Below are 20,438 nucleotides of genomic sequence, written 5' to 3' on the forward strand. Positions count from 1 at the left end.
AATTCAAAAACTTTCAGTAAGCTACCGTATAGCAGTTAAAATTTGCTTTCTTTAATGTAGAACAAGCATTGAGTGCAGCTTTTTTTGATTGAAATCCAACAAACCGTGCACGATAATAACGGCGTCCGCTTTTTTCAAACAGTTGCATATGTGAAGGTGCATTCTTTAAAGCGGAATACGCTGTATTTTTTGCTTTTAAAAGCAGAGTTTTTGCTTGTTCTTTATCGGGCAGAGAACCAATTTGAATGGCCCATCCAGCGCCTGTGGATAAAGAGGCCGTAACAACTTGATGCGTATCAATAGGTATTGCTTTTTGAGGGTTAGGAATTGGTATAATTGCTTGGTTTACAGCGACTATTGCCATATTGGAATTTCTCGGTTGTTCCGCAAATGCTGTCAACAGAGAAGAAATTTTGTCATCTGGATTGGTTGGCTCAGCTTTAACGATCGGTATAGGAATGTTTGCTCCAGTGGGTAAGTTATAGTGTAAAGAAGCCATAAAATGTCTATCGCTTTTCATCCGGCTTGCTTTTGGCAAATACTGGTTTAACAAGCTGGCCATATGTTCATCACGTGCGGTAGACGATTTACCTCCCATAACGACAGCAACAATAGAGCGCCCTTCAAGACGCATGGAAGTTGCTAAATTAGAACCTGACATTTGTGTATAGCCTGTTTTAATTCCATCAACGCCCTTCATTATTTTGATAAGTTTATTGTGGCTGTTAATTGTATGTCCTCGGAAAGTAAAACTTTTTATTTTGAATAAGTTATATTGTTTTGGAAAATGTTTGCGCAGGGCTAATGATAAAGTGGCCATATCACGTGCCGTAGAATAATTTCGCGTATCGGGGAGTCCTGAAGCATTTACGAAATTCGTGTGTATCATGCCAAGTTTGCGGGCTTTAGCTGTCATCATTCGAGCGAATTTCTTTTCATTTCCGCCGAGATATTCTGCAATGGCTGTAGCAACATCATTTGCTGATTTTGTAATGAGTGCTTTAGCCGCTACTTCTGCAGAAATTGTTTGGCCTGCTTTAAATCCGATTTTTGTTGGTGGGCGTGTTGCTGCATAATGTGAGACAGGGATTGGTGTATTAGGTGTCACACGACGCATATGCATAGCTTCAAAGAGCATGTACAGCGTCATCATTTTTGTTAAAGAAGCAGGATAACGCTTCAGTGTTGCATTGGCTTGAAATAAAGTTTTTCCTGTATTTGCATCTATAACGATAGCAGCATACTTATCAGGGTAAGCTCCTTGAGGAGTAGCTAATGCCCAAGAGTAAGAAAGAGCTAAAATAACAAAAGCAATTGCTACTTTTTTGTAACAACGCGCAATTTTTCGGCAGTTAATATACACTTGCGATATCCTATTTCTCCATTTACTCTGAAAATTCTGTAAAGCTCCTTTTTCTGCAGCTTATTGATGCAGTTTAGACGAATGGTATTACTAATTTATTTACAGAGATTATTTTATGAGTTTCCAATATTTGCGTTAAATACCATAACCATAAAAGAAAATTTCTTCTTTACACAAACAGGTATTGCAATAGCTATGAAAGAATTTAAGATTAACAAAAATACGCTCCACAGGAAATGATGATGGTACAGAAGCTAATGACAAATTTTATAGCGCATATTATGCACAATGAAAAGGGCAAGAATTGGGATGAAAGCAGGCATGATGCTATTATAATGCCCAAGATTAGCTTAAAACTTCAAAAGCCCAAGCTATATCGTATTCTTTTACTCAATGATGATTACACACCTATGGATTTCGTTGTTTTTGTTTTGAAAAAATTTTTTAGAAAAAGTTTTGAAGAAGCAACGCATATCATGTTAAATGTTCATCAGAATGGAGTAGGAGAGTGCGGAATTTATAGTTATGAAGTCGCTGAAATGAAAGTAGTACAAGTAAGAGAGTGCGCACGTCAAAATGAACACCCATTACAATGTGTAATGGAATGAAAGTGAGGGACTATGCCATCTTTTACACCTAGTCTTGAAGAGGTTTTGCATCGCGCATTAACAATTGCTGCTCAAGCGCGGCATGAATATGCTACATTAGAGCATCTTCTACTTGCTTTGCTAGATGATACTGATGCAAATTCAGTTATTCAGGCTTGCCAGGTAAATGTGGAAGAATTGCGAGAGCGCTTAACCAACTATATTCAGTCAGAATTAGATGTACAGATTAGAGCTGATGAGGATACAAAACCAACAACATTCTTTCAGCGAGTTATCCAGCGTGCGGTGATTCATGCTCAATCAGCTGGAAAAGACGAAGTATCAGGAGCAAACGTCCTCGTTGCAATTTTTTCTGAACGCGAAAGTTATGCGGCATATTTCCTTCAAGAGATGGGAATGACACGTTATGATGCTGTGCGTTTCATTTCACATGGTATTACGCGGGATGAGGGATTATCCATGTTACTTGATGGGCTTGAAGAGCAATTGGATCAGCAGATTTCAGACAATGATGAAAAGGTAACGAGCGCACTTACGAGTTATTGTGTTGATCTCAATTGTAAAGCACGCAATGGAAAAATTGATTTATTAATTGGTCGTGAAATGGAAATTTCACGCATGATTCAGGTTTTATGCCGAAGGTCAAAAAACAATCCGCTTTTGGTTGGTGATCCTGGAGTTGGAAAAACTGCTATAATTGAAGGATTAGCAAAACGCATTGTTGATGGGCACGTGCCTGAAGTTTTATCAAATGCAACGATATTTTCCCTTGATATGGGAGGACTTATTGCTGGTACACGCTATCGTGGTGATTTTGAAGAACGGTTAAAGCAAATTATGAAGGAATTTGAACAGTATCCAGATGCTGTTTTATTTATTGATGAAATTCATACCTTAATTGGAGCAGGGGCTACATTGGGGGGGAATATGGATGCAGCAAATCTTTTAAAACCTGCATTATCGTCCGGAACTATTCGATGTATTGGCTCTACGACTTATAAAGAATATCGCAAAATTTTTGAACAAGATCGCGCTTTAGAACGTCGTTTTCAAAAAATTGATGTGAACGAGCCTTCTGTTGCTGATGCGATTAAGATTTTGCAAGGGTTAAAGCCTTATTTTGAAAATTTTCATCAGGTCAAATATACTGATGAGGCGATGAGAGCGTCCGTAGAACTATCCTCACGTTATATGATTGATCGTCGATTACCTGATAAAGCAATTGATGTTATTGATGAAAGTGGTGCAGCGCAAAAGCTCTTGCCAAAAAAGCAACGCAAAAAGAGTATAGGCGTTAAGGAAATTGAAGTGACTATTGCTACTATGGCAAGGATTCCACAAAAAACAATTTCTGGTGATGACCAAAAGGTTCTTAGCAAGCTTGAAAGAGAACTCAAGCATGTTGTTTATGGGCAAGATCAGGCAATTTCAGCATTAGTGTCATCAATTAAGTTGGCGCGAGCAGGATTGCGCGAATCAGACAAACCAATAGGAAGTTATTTATTTTCAGGACCAACAGGTGTAGGAAAAACTGAAGTTGTAAAACAACTTGCATCTTCTTTAGGTGTTGAATTGTTACGTTTTGATATGTCAGAATATATGGAACGACATACAGTGGCGCGCTTAATCGGGGCACCTCCAGGTTATATAGGGTTTGATCAAGGCGGTCTCCTGACAGATGCGGTTGATCAGCACCCTCATGCAGTCTTATTGCTGGATGAGATTGAAAAAGCGCATCCAGAGTTATTTAATCTTTTATTGCAGGTGATGGATTATGGTAAATTAACAGATCATAATGGCAAAAAAATTGATTTCCGCAATATCATTTTAATTATGACGACCAATGCCGGTGCTTCAGATATGGCAAAGTCAGCTATCGGATTTGGCAAAGTGCTTCGCGAGGGTGATGATATTGAAGCAATTAATCGGCTCTTTACACCAGAATTTCGTAACCGGCTAGATGCAATCATTCCGTTTGCACCTTTATCTCAGTTAATCATCAATCAGATCATACAAAAATTTATTTTTCAACTTGAAGCACAATTAGCTGATAGGGGAATTTGTTTTGAATTAACTCCTCCTGCGATGGTTTGGCTTGCCAATAAAGGATACGATTCTCAGATGGGAGCACGCCCGTTGAGTCGTGTTATACAAGAATATATCAAGAAGCCATTAGCTGACGAAATTTTATTTGGAAAGTTGCGCAATGGTGGCACGGTTCGGGTATTGACACAACAATCAAATGGGGAAAAACAGAGGTTACAGTTAAAAATTTTACCTGCCGATATGTCTATTGATTCAAAGAATAGCAAAATAAAACATTTGATAAAAAAACGTGTGAAAAGAAAAAGCTCAATAACTTAAGGGGACTTTAGAGAGCAGCACGGATTTTTTTTGCATTTTCTTCAAGTGTTTCTGTGGGCGTTATAACATCATTATGGGGACAAAGCTCTATTCCTTCCATACGTGGTATAATATGGAAATGGAGATGATAAACGGTTTGTTGACTAGCTGCTTCATTAAATTGCATAACTGTTATACCATCTGCTTGAAAGGCTTTTTTGACAGCAATGGCGATTTTTTGAACAGCTTTAATAACAGGAAACAATATTTCAGTATCCGCATCCAGTAGGTTTCTCGAGTCTTTTTTAGGTATAACCAGCGTGTGTCCTGGTGCTTGTGGCATGATATCCATGAATGCAATAACATCATCATCTTCATAGACACGAACGGAGGGAATCTCATCGCGAATCAATTTAGCAAAAACATTATTGCTATCATAAGTTTGTTTCATAAAAATATTCCTTTTAGGCATTGTAATTCAGAATTTAAAAAAACTAAAGCATATTAAGGCTAATAGGGAGCTAGAATTAAAGAGAGGTTTCGTATTAGGTTGTCACTTTATAAAGGCGTGTTGCTATTGATGAGGGTTTTAGACTTCTATGATGGCTTCCACTTCTACTGGAACGTTCATTGGAAGAGAGGAAACACCAACAGCAGAACGGGCATGTTTCCCAGTCTCACCAAGGATATTGACGAATAAATCAGAAGCTCCATTGGCGACAAGAGGGATATCGGTAAAATGAGGATCTACGGCAACAAAAACAGTGACTTTTACTACACGTTTTATTCTGTTTAAATCACCCAGAGCTGCCTTGATTTGTGCGAGTATGTTGAGCGCACAGGTTTCTGCTGATTTCTTTGCTTGTTCAGTGCTAACAGCTGCACCAACTTTGCCAGTTGCTATTGGCTTTCCATCAAAAAGAGGGAGCTGTCCAGAAATAAAGAGTTGGTTGCCGCTTTGTGAGACTGTTACGTAATTGGCAATGGGTTGCGTTGCTTCAGGAAGAGTGATTCCAATTTTTTTTAAATGCCTTTCAATCGTGTTGGTCATAATTTAAACTCCATAGCTGTTCTATAATACATCAATTGCATAAACTATTTTTTGATTTAAGGAAATGTGTGGTTAATTGAGGGGTGGTCCTTTTTTGCCTTATTGTATGATGTTATGCAACGGGGATAGAATTGGAAGTTGGGAATGATCAGATCGTTATTTATAATAATTTTATATGTTGTTTTTCTATGTATTGCGAAAGCAGAAGAGTCTATTTTTATTGCACCTCATCGGGCAATTTATGATTTTCAGCTTGATAGTGTTTCTCATGACATGACAATTTCGGGAATGTCAGGGCGAATGGTCTACGAACTGACGGGGTCGGCATGTCAGGGTTATACCACACGTTTTCGTTTTATTAGCCGTATTCATCTTGAAGATATGCCGGAGCGTTTAACGGATCAACAGACGACGAGTTATGAAACAGGTGATAGCCGTACATTTCATTTTAGTGTTACAGATCAAGTTGGGCAAGAGGTTGCGCATCGTTCTGAAGGTGTAGCTGAACGTATCCAAGATGGGATCATAGTTAAACTAAAAAAGCCAAAGGAAAAAGAATACAAGCTTGCAATGGCCGAGTTTCCAATTATGCAACTGAAGAATATCATCCGCCATGCGAAAGCAGGTTATCATTTCTATCACGTTACCGTATTTGATGGAACGGATAAAGTCGACAAAGTCAAAAAAGAAAGTGTGATCATTGGAGAAAGGAATCTTCCTTTCTTTGATTCTGAAACGGGAAAAATGGGAAAATTGGATGAAGAGGAATATTGGCCCGTTACGATTTCTTATTTTGATGATGTAGAAAAAAAAGATGGTTTGCCAGTCTATCGCACCAGTTTTCTGTTATATGAAAGCGGTGTTATGCGTGATCTTCATATAGATTATGGAACTTTTTCAGTGCGTGCAAAATTGAGTAGTCTTGAATTTCTCGAAGTTGGAAAAGATCTTAATCAATGTAAACATTAAGTGATTGCAGAAAATAACTTGAAAAAGAATCAAATATTAGTATGTTCACAATATTCCACACGCGGAGTTTGGGTGTTTGCGAAGAAAATCTAGCAAACGTCCGCCGGTAGTAGGTTTCCCTACTTTTTCCGCGGAGGTTAAACCGGAAAGGATAAATTATGGCACTACCAGACTTTACTATGCATCAGCTTTTAGAAGCAGGTGTACACTTTGGCCACCAGACTCATCGCTGGAATCCCAAAATGACTCCCTACATTTACGGTCAGCGTAATAATATTCATATTATTGATTTGGCTCAGACTGTTCCTCTTTTGCACCAAGCGCTTAAACTTGTTTCAGATACGGTTGCACGGGGTGGCCGCATTCTCTTTGTTGGTACGAAGCGGCAGGCATCTGACATTATTGCTGATGCCGCGAATCGTTCAGCACAATATTATGTTAATGCGCGTTGGCTTGGCGGGATGCTCACAAACTGGAAAACGATTTCTCATTCAATATATCGCTTACGTAAGCTGGATAAAATCCTCGCTGCTGAAGCACAAGGTTTTACTAAAAAAGAACGTTTAAATCTTGAACGTGATCGTGAAAAACTTAATCGTGCACTTGGTGGCATTAAGGATATGGGATCTGTTCCAGATCTTATATTTATTATTGATACAAATAAAGAGAATATTGCACTCCAAGAAGCAAAACGTTTGGGTATTCCGGTTATTGCTATTATTGATACAAACTGCGATCCTGATAATGTTACACATCCAATTCCAGGTAATGACGATGCGTCACGTGCAATTTCTCTTTATTGTGATCTTTTTGCTCGTGCAGCTCTTGATGGTATTGCTCGCCAACAAGGTACAATGGGTGTGGATTTAGGGGCTCAAGTTGATGCGCCTGTGGAACCTGTTTTGGAAAATGCGGTTCTAGTTTCTGAGTAATATTAAGAAAGTGCCTATTGGGCTATTTAATTTTCTAAAGAAGAGGTTATAGGCGTGCATAAGGTTTTTCTTTTTGCACGCTTTCACTGTTACAGGATAAAGAGGCAAATATGAGTATTACTGCTGCACAAGTAAAAGAACTTCGGGAATTGTCAGGTGCTGGTATGATGGATTGTAAGGCAGCACTGGCGGAAACCAATGGGGATATGGAGGCTGCTGTTGATTGGCTTCGTAAAAAAGGGATAGCCAAAGCAGATAAAAAAGCGGGTCGTACGGCTGCTGAGGGATTGATCGGAATTGCATCAAAGGATTCAAGCGCAGTTTTGGTTGAAATTAATTCAGAAACAGATTTTGTAGCGCGCAATAATGTATTTCAAGACATTGTACGTAATGTGGCAACAGCTGCTTTGGGTACGCAAGGATGTGTTGACGCTGTTTCAGCGTCTCTCTACCCTAATTCTGAAAAGACTGTAGAGGCTACAATTAAAGATGCTATTGGTACCATTGGTGAGAATATGGCATTTCGGCGTTCTGCTAAAATTTCTGTTGAGAATGGTGTAGTCGCTACTTATATACACAATAGTGTGGCTGATAATCTTGGCAAACTTGGTGTTTTGGTTGCGATTGAAACAACAGGAAATAAAGAGGCTGCTCTTGCTTTTGGTCGGCAGGTTGCAATGCATATTGCGGCAACCAATCCGTTAGCACTGACAGCACAAGATGTTGATGCTGCTGCTGTTGAACGTGAAAAAGCAATTTTTTCAGATCAAGCACGTCAGTCTGGAAAGCCTGAAAATATCATTGAAAAAATGGTGGAAGGGCGTATGCGTAAGTTTTTCGAAGAGGTTGTTTTGCTTTCTCAGGCTTTTGTTATGAATCCTGACGTGACTGTTGAAGCGGCTTTAAAGGATGCTGAAAAATCCATTGGTGCGCCGGCAAAAATCACAGGTTTTATTCGTTTTGCGCTAGGAGAAGGTGTGGAGAAAGAAAATTCTGATTTTGCTGCAGAGGTTGCAGCGGCTGCAAAAGGATAGCTATTTGTAGATTATTGTCAGAGATTTAGAATCACACCATTGATTTATACAATCGCTGATAGGAGAAAGTATGATTATTGAGAGGGTGTCACGTGATAAAGTGGTGCCCTTGGTGTGTCGAAAGCAAAAAGTGAATGTGCTTTTTGGGAGATTATCAATGACATTAGCGCTACAGTATAAACGTATTCTTTTAAAGGTTTCTGGTGAGGCCCTTATGGGGGGGCAAAGCTTTGGAATTGATGTTTTCGTTGCAGATCGTATTGCTGCTGATATTGCTGAAGTGCGGGCGATGGGGGTAGAGGTTGCTATTGTTATAGGTGGGGGAAATATTTTTCGCGGTGTTGCTGTTGCTTCGCATGGTGGAGATCGTGTGACAGGTGATCATATGGGAATGCTTGCAACTGCTATTAATTCTTTAGCGTTGCGAACATCGTTGACAAAATTAGGGGTCGAAACGGTAGTATTATCTGCGATTGCTATGCCACAAATTTGTGAGAGCTTCTCACAGCGTAAAGCAATAGGTTATATGAATCAAGGAAAAGTCGTTATTTTTGCTGGGGGTACGGGTAATCCTTTTTTTACCACTGACTCTGCCGCTACTTTACGTGCAGCAGAAATTGGTGCAGATGTTCTTCTGAAGGGAACGCAGGTCGATGGTATTTATTCTGCAGATCCAAAGATAGACCCTACAGCTAAGCGTTTTGACCAGTTAACACATGTGGAGATTTTGCAATGGGGGTTGTCCGTTATGGATACAACAGCGGTTACTTTAGCACGTGAGAACAATGTACCAATTATTGTATATTCCATTCATGAAAAAGGTGGTTTAGCAAAGGTATTAAATGGCACGGGACGGTTTACAATAGTATCAGAAAAAGGATAAGCTTCAAGGTGTAATTGAAGGAGACAGAGATATGAGTATTACATCGATTATGGATGATCTGAAACGTCGCATGGATGGTGCTATTTCCGCTTTTAAACATGAATTAGGTGGTTTGCGGACAGGGCGCGCCTCGACCAGTTTATTAGAGCCGTTAACAGTTGAGGCTTATGGTTCTGTTGTACATATAAATCAGGTTGCAAATATTTCTGTTCCTGAACCACGGATGCTTTCAGTTTCGGTGTGGGATAAAACGATGGTAGGAGCTGTAGAGCGTGCTATTCGCGACTCTGGTCTTGGATTGAATCCTATCACAGATGGTATGAATTTGCGTATTCCTTTACCTGAATTAAATGAAGAGCGCCGTAAAGAACTTGTAAAGATTGCACATCAATATGCAGAGCAAGCACGTGTTGCTACCCGCCATGTTCGTCGAGATGGCATGGATAATTTAAAAAAATTAGAAAAAGAAGGTGAAATTGGTCAAGATGAAGCACATGGCTTATCTGAAAAAATTCAAAAACTCACGGATGAGACTATTGCTGATATTGATAAGATTTTGGCCGTGAAAGAATCCGAGATCATGCATGTTTAAGGCGATTTTGTCGTTAAAAGAAAAATATTTTTATTTATATTCTGTAGCATCTTTTTATAAGCGAGAGTAAGGAGTTGTGTATGCTGTTGATAGAAATGCAGGGGGATGTGGTGGCTGCGTTTTGTCGCAATTCTAAAGTATAAGGACAAGATTGATTTGAAGTGATAGATATTTTTAGATCTTTATCTGTGCGTTAGATGTGGCTCTCTACGAGAGCAGGTTATGTAGCAGGACAATGAAAGATTGTTTTGTTATGTAATGAAAATGCTTTGATTACTGAAGATTTTTAAATATTCTATAGCAAATATTAGAGAAGAATGGGATACAAGGGATAATGCCTTAATCTTGCTCTTACTTTCCGTTATGGAAGATGCGGTCGTATAGGTCAGATGATCATTGTTTTAGGTAATCTGTTTTCATGTGGCTGCTGGTTTGATAGAAGAGCGCTTATATACGAAACAAATATCAGGCCTAGGGTTTGTTATTCACATAGAGAGTGGGCTGCAGCTTTCTTATTTTAAAGGTTGAATGGTAGTGTTTGGAAACATATTTTAAGAATTGATCTTGGTACGTAAACTTTTGAGCCATTTTAGTATGTCGGATCGTTTGTGGTCAATTGTAAAAAATTTTGCAAAAATATGAATATGAATATGAAAATACTGCATGGTAAAACTCTCTGTTTGCATCGATTTTTGAGCTTGTATTTTTTGTTTTTATTTTTTGGGTATTATTTTGTCTAATCTTGTTTATCGTACTCTGACGGCTTTTGTTTTTGGCATTATTGCTTTGTGTATAACATGGGTTGGAGGTTTTCTCTTTTTTTTGTTTGTATGGATTATTGGCGGTTTTATTCTTTATGAATGGATTAGTATCACTAGAGAAAAGTGGCGTGATTCACAAAAAATATTAGCGAGTATTTTTTATTTGGTTTTTGGCTCTTTTTTGTTATCGAGTGGATCTGCTTCATTGATTTTTTGTGTTTTGATAGTTTTTGCAGCAGTGTTAGCTATTGGGCCTATGGAGAAGAGTGGTTGGATTTTTTGGGGTTTTTTATATGCATCTTTTCCGGTTGTAGCTGTATCCTTTTTACGGGGACATGAAACGTTAGGATTCCAGGTTGTTATTTTCTTGTTTACGATAGTATGGGGAACAGATATTGCGGGATATTTTTGCGGACGTGCATTTGGTGGACCTAAATTAGCACCACAATTTTCTCCTAACAAAACATGGGCAGGGGCAATTGGTGGTACGGTTGTCGGAGTTTCTTGCGGTCTATTGGTTGCTTTTCGATTTTTTGACGTAAATTTAACGAGTTTCTTTATACCATTCCTTGCTTTAGTTTTATCAATTTGTTCGCAATTGGGTGATTTAGGGCAATCGTGGCTAAAAAGGCGGTTCTCTGTTAAAGATTCTAGTTCTTTATTGCCTGGGCACGGTGGATTTATGGACCGTATGGATGGATTGGTAGGGGCTGCTTTTCTCCTCTATTTAATTGGCTCATTTATGTCTGGTATAGATACACCTTTCAATCTCTTTTGTATAGTTTAATTGGGAGGCGATATTTTGGAATTTTTAGATCATATGATCACGATGGGCAACTTTTTTTTAAGAAGTTTGAGTATTCTTTTCGTTGTTATGATTATCATTTTTGTGCACGAAATTGGGCATTATCTCATTGGGCGGTGGTGTGGTATTAAGGCATCAGTTTTTTCGCTTGGGTTTGGACCACAAATATTGAGGTATACAGATAAGCACGACACGCAATGGCGTTTAGCACTTATTCCCTTAGGAGGATATGTGAGGTTTATTGGGGATGGAGAAGATGTATCATCATTCCAGTCCTCTCCGGATGTTCAAGGATCGTTTGCTAGTGCGCATGCTTGGAAAAAAGCAGCAACTGTTTTTGCGGGTCCCTTATTTAATGGCCTTTTTACTATTGTTATTTTAACATTTTTTTTCTTTGTGTATGGTCGTGTAGCCATTGAACCGGTTGTTGGTTCTTTGGTAAAAGATTCTCCTGCTTTTCAGGCAGGTTTAGGACGAGGTGATCGTTTTATTGAAATGGATGGTCAACGGATTGAAAGTTTTGAAGATCTGATGAATTATGTGACTTTACATGGTGAAGATCCCATAGAGTTTAAAATAGAGCGTATGGGGAAGGTATTTACGACGGTGATCACGCCAAAAGTGATTGAAAGAGATGATGGATTTGGTAATCGGACTCAAAGTGGCATGATAGGTGTAGGAGTTCCTGTTGATCCCGATAATCCTACACGTTTAGATCCAGCTTATGTAAAACATATTAACTACGATTTTGTAAGAGCTGCAAAAGAAGCGTCAGCACGTGCCACATCTATTGTTACCCGAACAATTTTTCTTATGAGTCGTTTAATAGGGGGAAAAGAAGATCGTTGTCAAATGAGTGGGCCTTCTAAGATTATTCAAATTGCTTGGAAAGTGAGTGAAACAGGTTTTATCTCTTTGTTGAATTTTGCAGCTTTTCTTTCGATAAGTGTCGGGCTTATTAATCTTTTTCCACTTCCTCCACTTGATGGTGGGCATTTATTATTTCACGTTATTGAGATTTTTACTAGGAAGCCAATATCCGCTAAAATTCGGGAAATTTTTTTTCGCTTAGGTTCTTTGGTTGTCCTCTTCTTTATGATCTTTGCGCTCTTTAATGATTATTTTTGTTGGTTTAGCTAATAAATTATGGAAAACACTTTATAAATTGGGTAATAATAGAAAGAATGGATTAAAGGTCGTTTACCATGTCCACAAAATGTTGTGGCATCGTTTGCTATAATGAGTAATTAAGTGGTAAAAAGTTTCGCTATGAAATAAAGGGTTGTTATGGCGGTTAGCTTTTAGAGGCATCATGTCCAAGAAATAAGATAAGGTAAAAAAAGCCAATGACTACGAGTTCGAAATTTTTAAATGCAGCATCTGTGTTGGTGTTAGGGATGGGCTTAATTGCTCCTGCAACAGTCTTTATGTCAACTGTGATGGTTGGAGAAGTACAGGCATCTGTGGTCCATTCTATTGAGGTTCGTGGAAATAAGTTTGTAAGTGCTCAGGTAGTGCGCGACAATATAGGCATTAAAGCTGGACAGAGCTTTTCCAGTGGCGATGTCGATGCTGCGGTGAAGCGTCTTTTCGGATTAGGCTTATTTTATGATGTTAAAATAAATCAGGTTAGCAATAAGTTAGTTGTGTTCGTCAAAGAATATGAGGTAGTCAATCAGGTATTATTTCAGGGAAATAAATCTTTTAAGGATCCTGATCTTAAGCGGTTTATTTCTTTAAAACCAAATGAGCCTTTCAATTCTGCGAAGCTTTCAGCGGATATGAATACGATTCGTGAAGCTTATAAAACAGTTGGTCGTAATAATGTCGCTGTTACCGTTCAGACTATTAACTTAGGAAAAGGCCGCGTAAATGTGGTGTTCAATGTTGTTGAAGGCCGGAAGACAAAGATTAATGATATCATTTTTAAGGGGAATCACGCTTTTGGAAGCCGCCGTCTGCGTGATGTGATTTCAACAAAGCCTTCAGGAATATTCTCATTGTTGTTGGGTGGGGATGTTTATAGTGAAGAGCGTTTGGCTGCTGATGAAGAAGCTCTACGTCGCTTTTATTATAATCGTGGTTATGCAGATTTTCGCGTTGTTTCCTCTAAAGCAACTTTTGATGAAGCGAGTAATACATATAAAATTTATTTTGTTCTTGATGAAGGCGTGCGCTATAAAATTAGTGATATTCAAGTTGAGAGCGATATTGATGGGATTGATGTTCAATCTGTAAAAGGGATTCTTAAAACTCGGTCAGGTGACATTTACAGCGCAGAAAGTATCGAACAGTCTGTTGCAATTATCAATAATAAGGTTGCTGATTCGGGGTATGCTTTTGCTAAAATTGAGCCACGGGGAAATCGCGATTTGGCAAATCATACAATTTCAATTTTATATAACATTGAGCAAGGTCCGCGAGCTTATATTCAGCGCATTGAAATACGCGGCAATGAAAAGACTCGTGATTATGTTATTCGTCGTGAGCTTGATTTAAATGAGGGGGATGCTTACAATCAAACCTTGGTGCAGAGGGCAAAGCGTCGTCTAGAAAGTTTAGGCTTTTTCAAAGCCGTTAATATTTCAATAGTTCCCACAGATCAGTCTGATCAGGTTACCTTAGTTATAGATGTCGTTGAAGCTTCGACAGGAGATCTTTCTTTGTCTGGAGGATATACAACGGGTGGTACAAGCCCTGGTATGTCGCTTGAGGTGTCTGTTACCGAACGCAATCTTGGAGGGCGTGGTCAGTATGTTCGTTTGGGATTAGGTGCTGGGCAAGAAAAGTCCCGTAATTACAATTTGTCGTTTGTTGACCCTTATTTTTTAGGTTATCGCTTATCTGCGGGTGTTGATATTTTCCGTAGTACTTACCGTGCTGATAAAGCATATGATGTCCGACAGACAGGTGGATCACTTCGGTTTGCGATGCCTATTAATGATCAATTATCTGCTAATTTAGCTTATTCTTATGTGCAGGAAGAATATGATTTTGGTAAAGAATATGATTTAAGTAAAGAGGCTGACATAAGAGAATTATATGGGAAGTATTCTGGGGCAATTGTTCAAGCAGCACAGCACAGCCCTTGGAAGCGTTCATCGATTAGTTATGGTTTGACTTATAATACTATCGACGATATGAAAAACCCGCATGAAGGGTGGTACGTGCGTGTTCTTCAGGAGTATGCAGGACTTGGGGGGAGGGCAAAATTCTTAAAGACAACTGGTAAAGCGATGATGTACAAGACGCTTTCTGAACAGATGGATCTTGTCGGTTTATTTTCCTTTGGGGCAGGATATATTCACGAAATAGGCCGAGACGGTGTTCGTATCTTCGATATGTTTAAAGCGAATTCTGATATGATCCGAGGGTTCAAATACAACGGAATAGGTCCACTCCAAATTTCCAATAAAGGTGAAGCTTATTTCTTAGGGGGAACAACTTATATGAATGCGACCGCTGAAGTACAGTTTCCTATACCTGTTGTGCCTGAGGGATTAGGGTTGCGTGGTGCTTTATTTGCGGATATTGCAACGCTTTATGGCAATAATTATAAACCCGTTTTTCAGGGTGAGGCACCGGTTATAAATACCAAAAGTGCATGGCGTTCATCTGCAGGTGTGAGTTTGATGTGGGATTCGCCATTTGGACCGCTGCGTTTTGATTATGCTTGGCCAATAACAAAGCAGAAAGGTGATCGTCTGCAGAAATTAAACTTTGGTATTTCTACGAAGTTCTAATTTGGATTTTTTTAGAGGAAAAAATTTAAAGAGAATGGATTAGGCTGGGAGAGAAAGTTTTTTGATGGCGGATACATTTTTTTTTGCGCCGTCCCGGCGATTGACAGTTGCTAACGTTGCGGAGTTGACAGGTGCAAAACTTCTTAATCCAGAGTTTTCTAACACAGTTATAAATACTCTTTCTTCACTTGAGAGCGCTGTAGAAGGTTCTCTTGTTTTTGTGGAGCATCGAAAATTTTCTGATGCTCTAGCAGGGAGTTCTGCTGTTGCTGTTTTTTGTACAAATGAAATCGTTTTTAAAGTTCCTGAATCTATGGCAATTTTGGTGACATCTACACCGCAGCGTGATTTTGCCCAAATCGGTCGCATCTTATTTCCTGATTCTGTCAAGCCAATGCCTTGGTTTGGACAGAGAGAAATTTCACCGCATGCGCATATTCATCCAAGTGCTAAGTTTGCACATGATGTATGTATTGAAGCGGGAGCTGTTATTGGACGAAATGTTGAAATTGGTGCAGGGACTCTTATTTCATCTACGGCTGTTATTGGAGAAAATTGTCGTATTGGGTGTGACTGTTATATTGCCCCCAAGGTAACAGTTCAGTATTCTTTGATAGGCGATAGAGTTCAGCTTTATCCCGGTGTTTGCATTGGGCAAGATGGTTTTGGTTATGTTGGTAGTGTTTCTGGAATTGAAAAAATTCCACAGCTTGGCCGTGTTATCATCGAAGATGGTGTAGAAATTGGTGCAAATACAACTATTGATCGTGGGACATTTGAGGACACTATTATTGGTGAAGGGAGTAAGATTGATAATCTGGTACAGATTGCCCACAATGTGAAGATTGGTCGCTATTGTCTTATTGCTGCTCAATGTGGAATTGCTGGAAGTACATCCATAGGTGATATGTCTCAACTAGGCGGAAGCGTCGGGGTAGCGGATCATATCGTAATAGGTAAATGTGTTCAGATTGCTGCTGGTAGTGGTGTTATGAATGATATTCCGGATGGAGAAAAATGGGGAGGAAGTCCGGCACGACCATTCAAGCAGTGGTTTCGTGAAGTAGCGGCGTTGCGTAGTATTGGCAAAGTTAAAAAGGAGAAACGCTAATATGATCAACCCCGGAGAAATTAAAAATTTAGAAGCTGTAGATATTGAAAAATTGCTATCAATATTACCACATCGTTATCCATTTTTATTGATTGATCGTATAGTTGAAATTGATGGTGAGCAAGAAGCTATTGGTATTAAGAATATAACGATTAATGAGCCACATTTTACGGGGCATTTTCCCGTGAAGCCGGTTATGCCTGGGGTTTTGATTTTAGAGGCTATGGCGCAAACAGCGGGAGCAATTTCACTTTTAAGATTAGGGAATAAGCAAACAAATTTGGTTTATCTTATGACTGTTGATAATGCGAAATTTCGTAAGCCGGTTGTGCCTGGCGATCAACTAAAGATTCATGTTCAGCTTTTAAAAAAGAGATCTGGTATGAGGCGTTTTTCGTGTATTGCAAAAGTAGAAGATATTCGTGTCGCTGAAGCGGAAATTGCTGCAATGATTATTGAAAAAGAGTAAACAATATTAATGGGAATTTAAAAATGTCCGGTACAAAAATTCATCCAACTGCTCTTGTGGAGAAGGGAGCGCAGCTTGGTGAGAATGTACGAGTTGGACCGTTTTGTCATATTAGTGCAGATGCTATTATTGGTGATGAATGCAGTTTGATGAGTCATGTTGTGATAATGGGGAAGACAACGTTAGGAGCTAATAGTAAAGTGTTTTCACATGCAGTTTTGGGGGCAGAACCGCAAAATAATAAACATAGAGGAGGTCATACAACGCTTTCTATTGGTAAAAATTGTATGATTCGTGAAGGCGTAACGATGCATAGAGGCTCTGACTCAAGTGCGGGAATGACGATTGTTGGTGATAATTGTCAATTTTTTTGTTATGCTCATGTCGCCCACGATTGCTATGTAGGGAATAATGTGACTTTTGCGAATAATGCGATGATTGCGGGGCATGTTACTGTTGGTGATTGCGCTATTATTGGTGGTGGATCCGCTGTTCACCAGTTTGTTCGTATTGGGCATTATGCATTTATTGGTGGTGTATCTGCATTGGTTGGTGATCTAATTCCTTATGGAACAGCTGTTGGTGTGCAGGCAAAACTTGCTGGATTAAATATTATTGGGATGAAACGTGCTGGTCTTGACCGTAAGGATATTCATGCACTACGTCATGCAGTTGCCATGCTTTTTGATCATAGCAAGCCATTTAAAGAGCGTGTCAACGATGTTGCTTCTTTCTATTCCACTTCTCAGTCTGTTATTGATGTAGTTAATTTTATCAGAGAAGAAGGAAAACGTTTTTATTGTACACCTAAATTTTAAGGTGATAGAGTAAAACAAAATAAGGACTAAAAATGCTTGTTTCTGGTGCCAGAAGTGTTTTTTCCGGCCGTACTGCTATCATAGCAGGAAATGGTGTTCTCCCTATCGCTGTTGCTCAAGAACTTAAGAAGAATGGACAAAATCCTTTTCTTGTACTTTTGCGTGATGAGGCAGATGCTGTGCTTTATGGCTATGAGCATTGCGAGTTATCAATTGTAGAATTAGCGCGACTTGTTAAAGTCTTAAAGGAAGCTGGAATTTGTAATATTGTTTTGGCAGGTGGGGTAAAAAAACGGCCATTTCTTACGCAATTGCAACTCGATTGGACAACATTTTTAGCCCTCCCTAAGTTAATCTGGGCTTTGAGGGGGGGAGATGATGCGTTATTAAAAGCTTTTATACGGGTTATTGAAGCGCACGGTTTTTATGTACTTGGTGCTCACGAGATAGTACCAGATCTTTTAGCTCCGATAGAATTTAATTTAACATTACGACGAGCGACGCGAAAAGAGAAAAAAGATATTTTCTTAGCAGCAGAAGCAGCAAAGCTTTTAGGTCGATTAGATATAGGGCAAGCAGCTGTGGCTATTAATGGGAGAGTGATTGCTGTTGAGGGAGCAGAGGGAACTGATAATATGCTATGGCGGGTTTGCGAAATGCGAGAAAGAGGGCAAATTCCACCTAAGGGTGGTGTTCTTGTTAAATGTGCGAAACCACAACAAGATCATCGTGTTGATTTGCCATCAATTGGGCCTACGACAATAATGAATGTTGCAAAGAGTGGATTGTTTGGCATTGCAGTGGAAGCAAATAAAAGTCTGATATTATCAGTGCAAACGACAGTAGAAAAAGCCAACAAATATTCCCTGTTTATAGAAACATTTGAAAAGTTTGATCATGAATGATTGTGTCTTAAAAATTGCTGTTGTTGCAGGCGAGGAATCCGGTGATTTTCTTGGAGCTGATTTGATTTCTTGTTTATCAGAACAGACAGGATGCAATATCCATTTGATTGGTGTTGGTGGAAGGCATTTAAAGGAGTTAGGTTTAAAAAGCCTTTTTGATTCTCAAGAGATTGCTTTAATAGGTCTAGGTGCAGTGTTAAAGAAACTGCCATCACTGCTGATGCATATTTACAATTTGTCTAAATTTATCGCACAAGAACAACCCGATTGTTTAATTATTATTGATAGTCCTGACTTTACCCATCGTGTTGCAAAAAAGGTGCGTGCTTTAGCGCCTTCAATTCCTATCATTAAATACATTGCACCAACTGTTTGGGCATGGCGGCCGAAGCGCGCTAAAACTATGCGTAAATTTGTTGACCATGTTTTAGCAGTTTTTCCTTTTGAAGAAAAAATTATGCAAGATTTGAGTGGTCCTCCCACTACTTATATTGGACATCGCCTTTTAACTTATCCTCTGCTCTTGACTGTTCAAGCAGAAAAAAAGCGCCAATCAGAAAAAAAACATTTGTGTAGTCAGCATACACTATCACCCACGTTAGTTATTCTACCCGGATCACGCAATTTAGAGATTCGCTCTTTAATGCCTGTTTTTCGAGAAGTAGTAGAAATTCTTGTACAACGTATCCCTCATTTACGTATTGTTTTGCCAACTTTACCACATTTGGTGGATAAAATCCGTGATTTTTTACAGGGTTGGAAAAGCAAAGTAGAAATTGTTGTTGGTGAAGATGCAAAATGGCGTGCTTTTGCACAAGCAGATGTTGCGCTTGCGGCCCATGGAACGGTTTCGCTTGAATTAGCCTTAGCAAAAATTCCCATGGTCCTTTGTTATAAACTTGATCACTTTTCTAAATTATTTATTTTTCCCAAATTAATGTTATGGAGCGCTGCTCTTCCCAATATTATTTCTGATAAGCCTTTTGTGCCAGAATATTTTAATGAATTTTTGCGCCCTGGAATGTTAGCGAGGCAGATAGAACAACTTTTGTATAATTCTTTAGTGCGACAGACACAACTTGATGCTTTTGAATTAGTAGAACAAAAAATGAAGACTGAACTACCATCCGGGGTTGTTGGTGCGCAAACGATTATCACTCTTCTAAAAAACAGGACTAAACAAATAAAACAGCGTTGATAATTAATGTTTAATTTTAGCAAGAAAATCGCAAGCACGTTGGCTTTTAGGATTGGTAAAAAATTCGTCAGATGCTGTATCTTCAATAATCTTTCCGTTTTCTAGAAAGAGTATTCTTTCTGAAACTTCACGCGCAAAACCCATCTCATGGGTAACACAAAGCATTGTTATGCCTGTATTAGCCAATTGAACCATAACTTCTAAAACTTCTCCAACGCTTTCTGGATCAAGAGCTGACGTAGGCTCATCAAAAAGCATCACTTCAGGTTCCATACAAAGTGCACGAGCAATTGCAACACGCTGTTGTTGTCCACCAGAGAGTTGTAAAGGGTATTTGTTACAGTGTTTTTCAATTCCGACATCTGTAAGATAACGAATTGCTCGTTCTTTTGCTTGTTGTTTAGAAAGCCCTTGAACTGTCATAGGTGCTAAAATGCAATTCTGCATAACGCTCATATGAGGAAACAAATTAAAATTTTGAAAAACCATTCCTATTTTACGGAGAACATTTTTTTGTTGGTGTAAAGGGGCAGCATGAATATCAATATCATGAACACAAATGGAACCTCTTTGTGCTTTTTCTAATTGATTAATACAACGAATCAACGTTGATTTTCCTGATCCGGAAGGGCCACAGATAACAATGCGTTCGCCAGCTTTAACATCAAAGTTAATATCATAGAGTACCTGAAAATCTCCATACCATTTATTTAAATTTCGAATAGAAATCACAGAGTTTTGAGTAATATGAACAGATTGATTATTTTCCAAATTCATTTTGTTTTATTCTTTCATTGATAAATAAACTGATTAATTTAACATTTTGATTTGGTAAAGATTTTTGTGATCATTT

General features: G+C 38.9%; 19 protein-coding genes. 15 read left to right on the forward strand and 4 right to left on the reverse strand.

All coding sequences use genetic code 11. The features are described 5' to 3' along the window. Nucleotides 1–13: 13 nt before the first annotated feature. A complete protein-coding gene (locus J7R13_RS07200; RefSeq protein WP_208438088.1) occupies nucleotides 14–1,363 on the reverse strand; it encodes a D-alanyl-D-alanine carboxypeptidase in 1,350 nt (449 codons plus the stop codon). Between the two features lie 242 nt (nucleotides 1,364–1,605). On the opposite strand from J7R13_RS07200, the gene clpS reads away from it, so the two are divergent. Both clpS and clpA read left to right on the forward strand, forming a co-directional pair. Further along, entirely contained in the window at nucleotides 1,606–1,971 is a 366-nt protein-coding gene (gene clpS, locus J7R13_RS07205; RefSeq protein WP_208438089.1) for an ATP-dependent Clp protease adapter ClpS, read from the forward strand. A gap of 12 nt (nucleotides 1,972–1,983) precedes the next feature. Then, nucleotides 1,984–4,335: an ATP-dependent Clp protease ATP-binding subunit ClpA gene (clpA, locus tag J7R13_RS07210; RefSeq protein ID WP_208438090.1), complete on the forward strand. Its 2,352-nt coding sequence runs from the start codon at nucleotides 1,984–1,986 to the stop codon at nucleotides 4,333–4,335. A gap of 7 nt (nucleotides 4,336–4,342) precedes the next feature. Here the strand turns inward: clpA and J7R13_RS07215 are convergent, their stop codons facing one another. Together J7R13_RS07215 and J7R13_RS07220 are read right to left on the reverse strand one after the other, a co-directional pair. Next, nucleotides 4,343–4,765: an HIT family protein gene (locus tag J7R13_RS07215; protein WP_208438091.1), complete on the reverse strand. Its 423-nt coding sequence runs from the start codon at nucleotides 4,763–4,765 to the stop codon at nucleotides 4,343–4,345. 138 nt (nucleotides 4,766–4,903) lie between these two features. Then, nucleotides 4,904–5,365 (reverse strand): RidA family protein, encoded by a 462-nt coding sequence (locus J7R13_RS07220; protein ID WP_208438092.1) that lies wholly within the window; start codon nucleotides 5,363–5,365, stop codon nucleotides 4,904–4,906. Nucleotides 5,366–5,509: 144 nt separating this feature from the next. On the opposite strand from J7R13_RS07220, the gene J7R13_RS07225 reads away from it, so the two are divergent. From J7R13_RS07225 to lpxB, 13 genes are all read left to right on the forward strand, one after another. Continuing rightward, complete coding sequence (locus J7R13_RS07225; protein ID WP_208438093.1) at nucleotides 5,510–6,334, forward strand: cell envelope integrity EipB family protein; 825 nt, start codon at nucleotides 5,510–5,512, stop codon at nucleotides 6,332–6,334. Nucleotides 6,335–6,492: 158 nt separating this feature from the next. Beyond that, a complete protein-coding gene (gene rpsB, locus J7R13_RS07230) occupies nucleotides 6,493–7,266 on the forward strand; it encodes a 30S ribosomal protein S2 (protein ID WP_208438094.1) in 774 nt (257 codons plus the stop codon). A gap of 110 nt (nucleotides 7,267–7,376) precedes the next feature. Beyond that, nucleotides 7,377–8,300, forward strand: a complete 924-nt coding sequence (gene tsf, locus J7R13_RS07235; protein WP_208438095.1) for a translation elongation factor Ts — start codon at nucleotides 7,377–7,379, stop codon at nucleotides 8,298–8,300. Nucleotides 8,301–8,457: 157 nt separating this feature from the next. Next, nucleotides 8,458–9,183 (forward strand): UMP kinase, encoded by a 726-nt coding sequence (pyrH, locus tag J7R13_RS07240; protein WP_208438132.1) that lies wholly within the window; start codon nucleotides 8,458–8,460, stop codon nucleotides 9,181–9,183. 31 nt (nucleotides 9,184–9,214) lie between these two features. Continuing rightward, nucleotides 9,215–9,775 (forward strand): ribosome recycling factor, encoded by a 561-nt coding sequence (gene frr, locus J7R13_RS07245; RefSeq protein WP_007551964.1) that lies wholly within the window; start codon nucleotides 9,215–9,217, stop codon nucleotides 9,773–9,775. Nucleotides 9,776–10,507: 732 nt separating this feature from the next. Then, entirely contained in the window at nucleotides 10,508–11,323 is an 816-nt protein-coding gene (locus tag J7R13_RS07250; protein WP_208438096.1) for a phosphatidate cytidylyltransferase, read from the forward strand. Nucleotides 11,324–11,338: 15 nt separating this feature from the next. Further along, nucleotides 11,339–12,481, forward strand: coding sequence for an RIP metalloprotease RseP (rseP, locus tag J7R13_RS07255; protein ID WP_208438097.1), 1,143 nt, complete (start codon nucleotides 11,339–11,341; stop codon nucleotides 12,479–12,481). A gap of 206 nt (nucleotides 12,482–12,687) precedes the next feature. Then, entirely contained in the window at nucleotides 12,688–15,084 is a 2,397-nt protein-coding gene (gene bamA, locus J7R13_RS07260; RefSeq protein WP_208438098.1) for an outer membrane protein assembly factor BamA, read from the forward strand. Nucleotides 15,085–15,148: 64 nt separating this feature from the next. Beyond that, entirely contained in the window at nucleotides 15,149–16,195 is a 1,047-nt protein-coding gene (gene lpxD, locus J7R13_RS07265) for a UDP-3-O-(3-hydroxymyristoyl)glucosamine N-acyltransferase (RefSeq protein WP_208438099.1), read from the forward strand. 1 nt (nucleotide 16,196) lies between these two features. Further along, the gene (gene fabZ / locus J7R13_RS07270; RefSeq protein ID WP_208438100.1) at nucleotides 16,197–16,664 is read left to right on the forward strand and encodes a 3-hydroxyacyl-ACP dehydratase FabZ; all 468 of its coding nucleotides are present in this window, start codon (nucleotides 16,197–16,199) and stop codon (nucleotides 16,662–16,664) included. 23 nt (nucleotides 16,665–16,687) lie between these two features. Further along, a complete protein-coding gene (lpxA, locus tag J7R13_RS07275; RefSeq protein ID WP_208438101.1) occupies nucleotides 16,688–17,482 on the forward strand; it encodes an acyl-ACP--UDP-N-acetylglucosamine O-acyltransferase in 795 nt (264 codons plus the stop codon). A gap of 32 nt (nucleotides 17,483–17,514) precedes the next feature. Next, the gene (locus J7R13_RS07280; protein ID WP_208438102.1) at nucleotides 17,515–18,387 is read left to right on the forward strand and encodes an LpxI family protein; all 873 of its coding nucleotides are present in this window, start codon (nucleotides 17,515–17,517) and stop codon (nucleotides 18,385–18,387) included. Then, nucleotides 18,380–19,585, forward strand: a complete 1,206-nt coding sequence (gene lpxB, locus J7R13_RS07285) for a lipid-A-disaccharide synthase (protein ID WP_208438103.1) — start codon at nucleotides 18,380–18,382, stop codon at nucleotides 19,583–19,585. Before J7R13_RS07280 ends, lpxB begins: the two co-directional genes overlap by 8 nt. Before the next feature lie 3 nt (nucleotides 19,586–19,588). Here lpxB and J7R13_RS07290 read toward each other — a convergent pair whose 3' ends face one another. Continuing rightward, nucleotides 19,589–20,362, reverse strand: a complete 774-nt coding sequence (locus J7R13_RS07290; protein WP_281432493.1) for an amino acid ABC transporter ATP-binding protein — start codon at nucleotides 20,360–20,362, stop codon at nucleotides 19,589–19,591. Nucleotides 20,363–20,438 lie beyond the last annotated feature (76 nt).

The sequence above is a fragment of the Bartonella taylorii 8TBB genome (genome assembly GCF_902825155.1).
In the GTDB taxonomy this organism is placed as follows: Bacteria; Pseudomonadota; Alphaproteobacteria; order Rhizobiales; family Rhizobiaceae; genus Bartonella; species Bartonella taylorii_A.

What these genes read in the sequence shown, in the direction of transcription:
- clpS (WP_208438089.1), top strand. Translation starts at nt 1,606, where the DNA reads ATGGTACAGAAGCTAATGACAAATTTTATAGCGCATATTATGCACAAT.
- clpA (WP_208438090.1), top strand. Translation starts at nt 1,984, where the DNA reads ATGCCATCTTTTACACCTAGTCTTGAAGAGGTTTTGCATCGCGCATTA.
- J7R13_RS07215 (WP_208438091.1), bottom strand. Translation starts at nt 4,765, where the DNA reads ATGAAACAAACTTATGATAGCAATAATGTTTTTGCTAAATTGATTCGC.
- J7R13_RS07220 (WP_208438092.1), bottom strand. Translation starts at nt 5,365, where the DNA reads ATGACCAACACGATTGAAAGGCATTTAAAAAAAATTGGAATCACTCTT.
- J7R13_RS07225 (WP_208438093.1), top strand. Translation starts at nt 5,510, where the DNA reads ATGATCAGATCGTTATTTATAATAATTTTATATGTTGTTTTTCTATGT.
- rpsB (WP_208438094.1), top strand. Translation starts at nt 6,493, where the DNA reads ATGGCACTACCAGACTTTACTATGCATCAGCTTTTAGAAGCAGGTGTA.
- tsf (WP_208438095.1), top strand. Translation starts at nt 7,377, where the DNA reads ATGAGTATTACTGCTGCACAAGTAAAAGAACTTCGGGAATTGTCAGGT.
- pyrH (WP_208438132.1), top strand. Translation starts at nt 8,458, where the DNA reads ATGACATTAGCGCTACAGTATAAACGTATTCTTTTAAAGGTTTCTGGT.
- frr (WP_007551964.1), top strand. Translation starts at nt 9,215, where the DNA reads ATGAGTATTACATCGATTATGGATGATCTGAAACGTCGCATGGATGGT.
- bamA (WP_208438098.1), top strand. Translation starts at nt 12,688, where the DNA reads ATGACTACGAGTTCGAAATTTTTAAATGCAGCATCTGTGTTGGTGTTA.
- lpxD (WP_208438099.1), top strand. Translation starts at nt 15,149, where the DNA reads ATGGCGGATACATTTTTTTTTGCGCCGTCCCGGCGATTGACAGTTGCT.
- fabZ (WP_208438100.1), top strand. Translation starts at nt 16,197, where the DNA reads ATGATCAACCCCGGAGAAATTAAAAATTTAGAAGCTGTAGATATTGAA.
- lpxA (WP_208438101.1), top strand. Translation starts at nt 16,688, where the DNA reads ATGTCCGGTACAAAAATTCATCCAACTGCTCTTGTGGAGAAGGGAGCG.
- J7R13_RS07280 (WP_208438102.1), top strand. Translation starts at nt 17,515, where the DNA reads ATGCTTGTTTCTGGTGCCAGAAGTGTTTTTTCCGGCCGTACTGCTATC.
- lpxB (WP_208438103.1), top strand. Translation starts at nt 18,380, where the DNA reads ATGAATGATTGTGTCTTAAAAATTGCTGTTGTTGCAGGCGAGGAATCC.
- J7R13_RS07290 (WP_281432493.1), bottom strand. Translation starts at nt 20,362, where the DNA reads ATGAATTTGGAAAATAATCAATCTGTTCATATTACTCAAAACTCTGTG.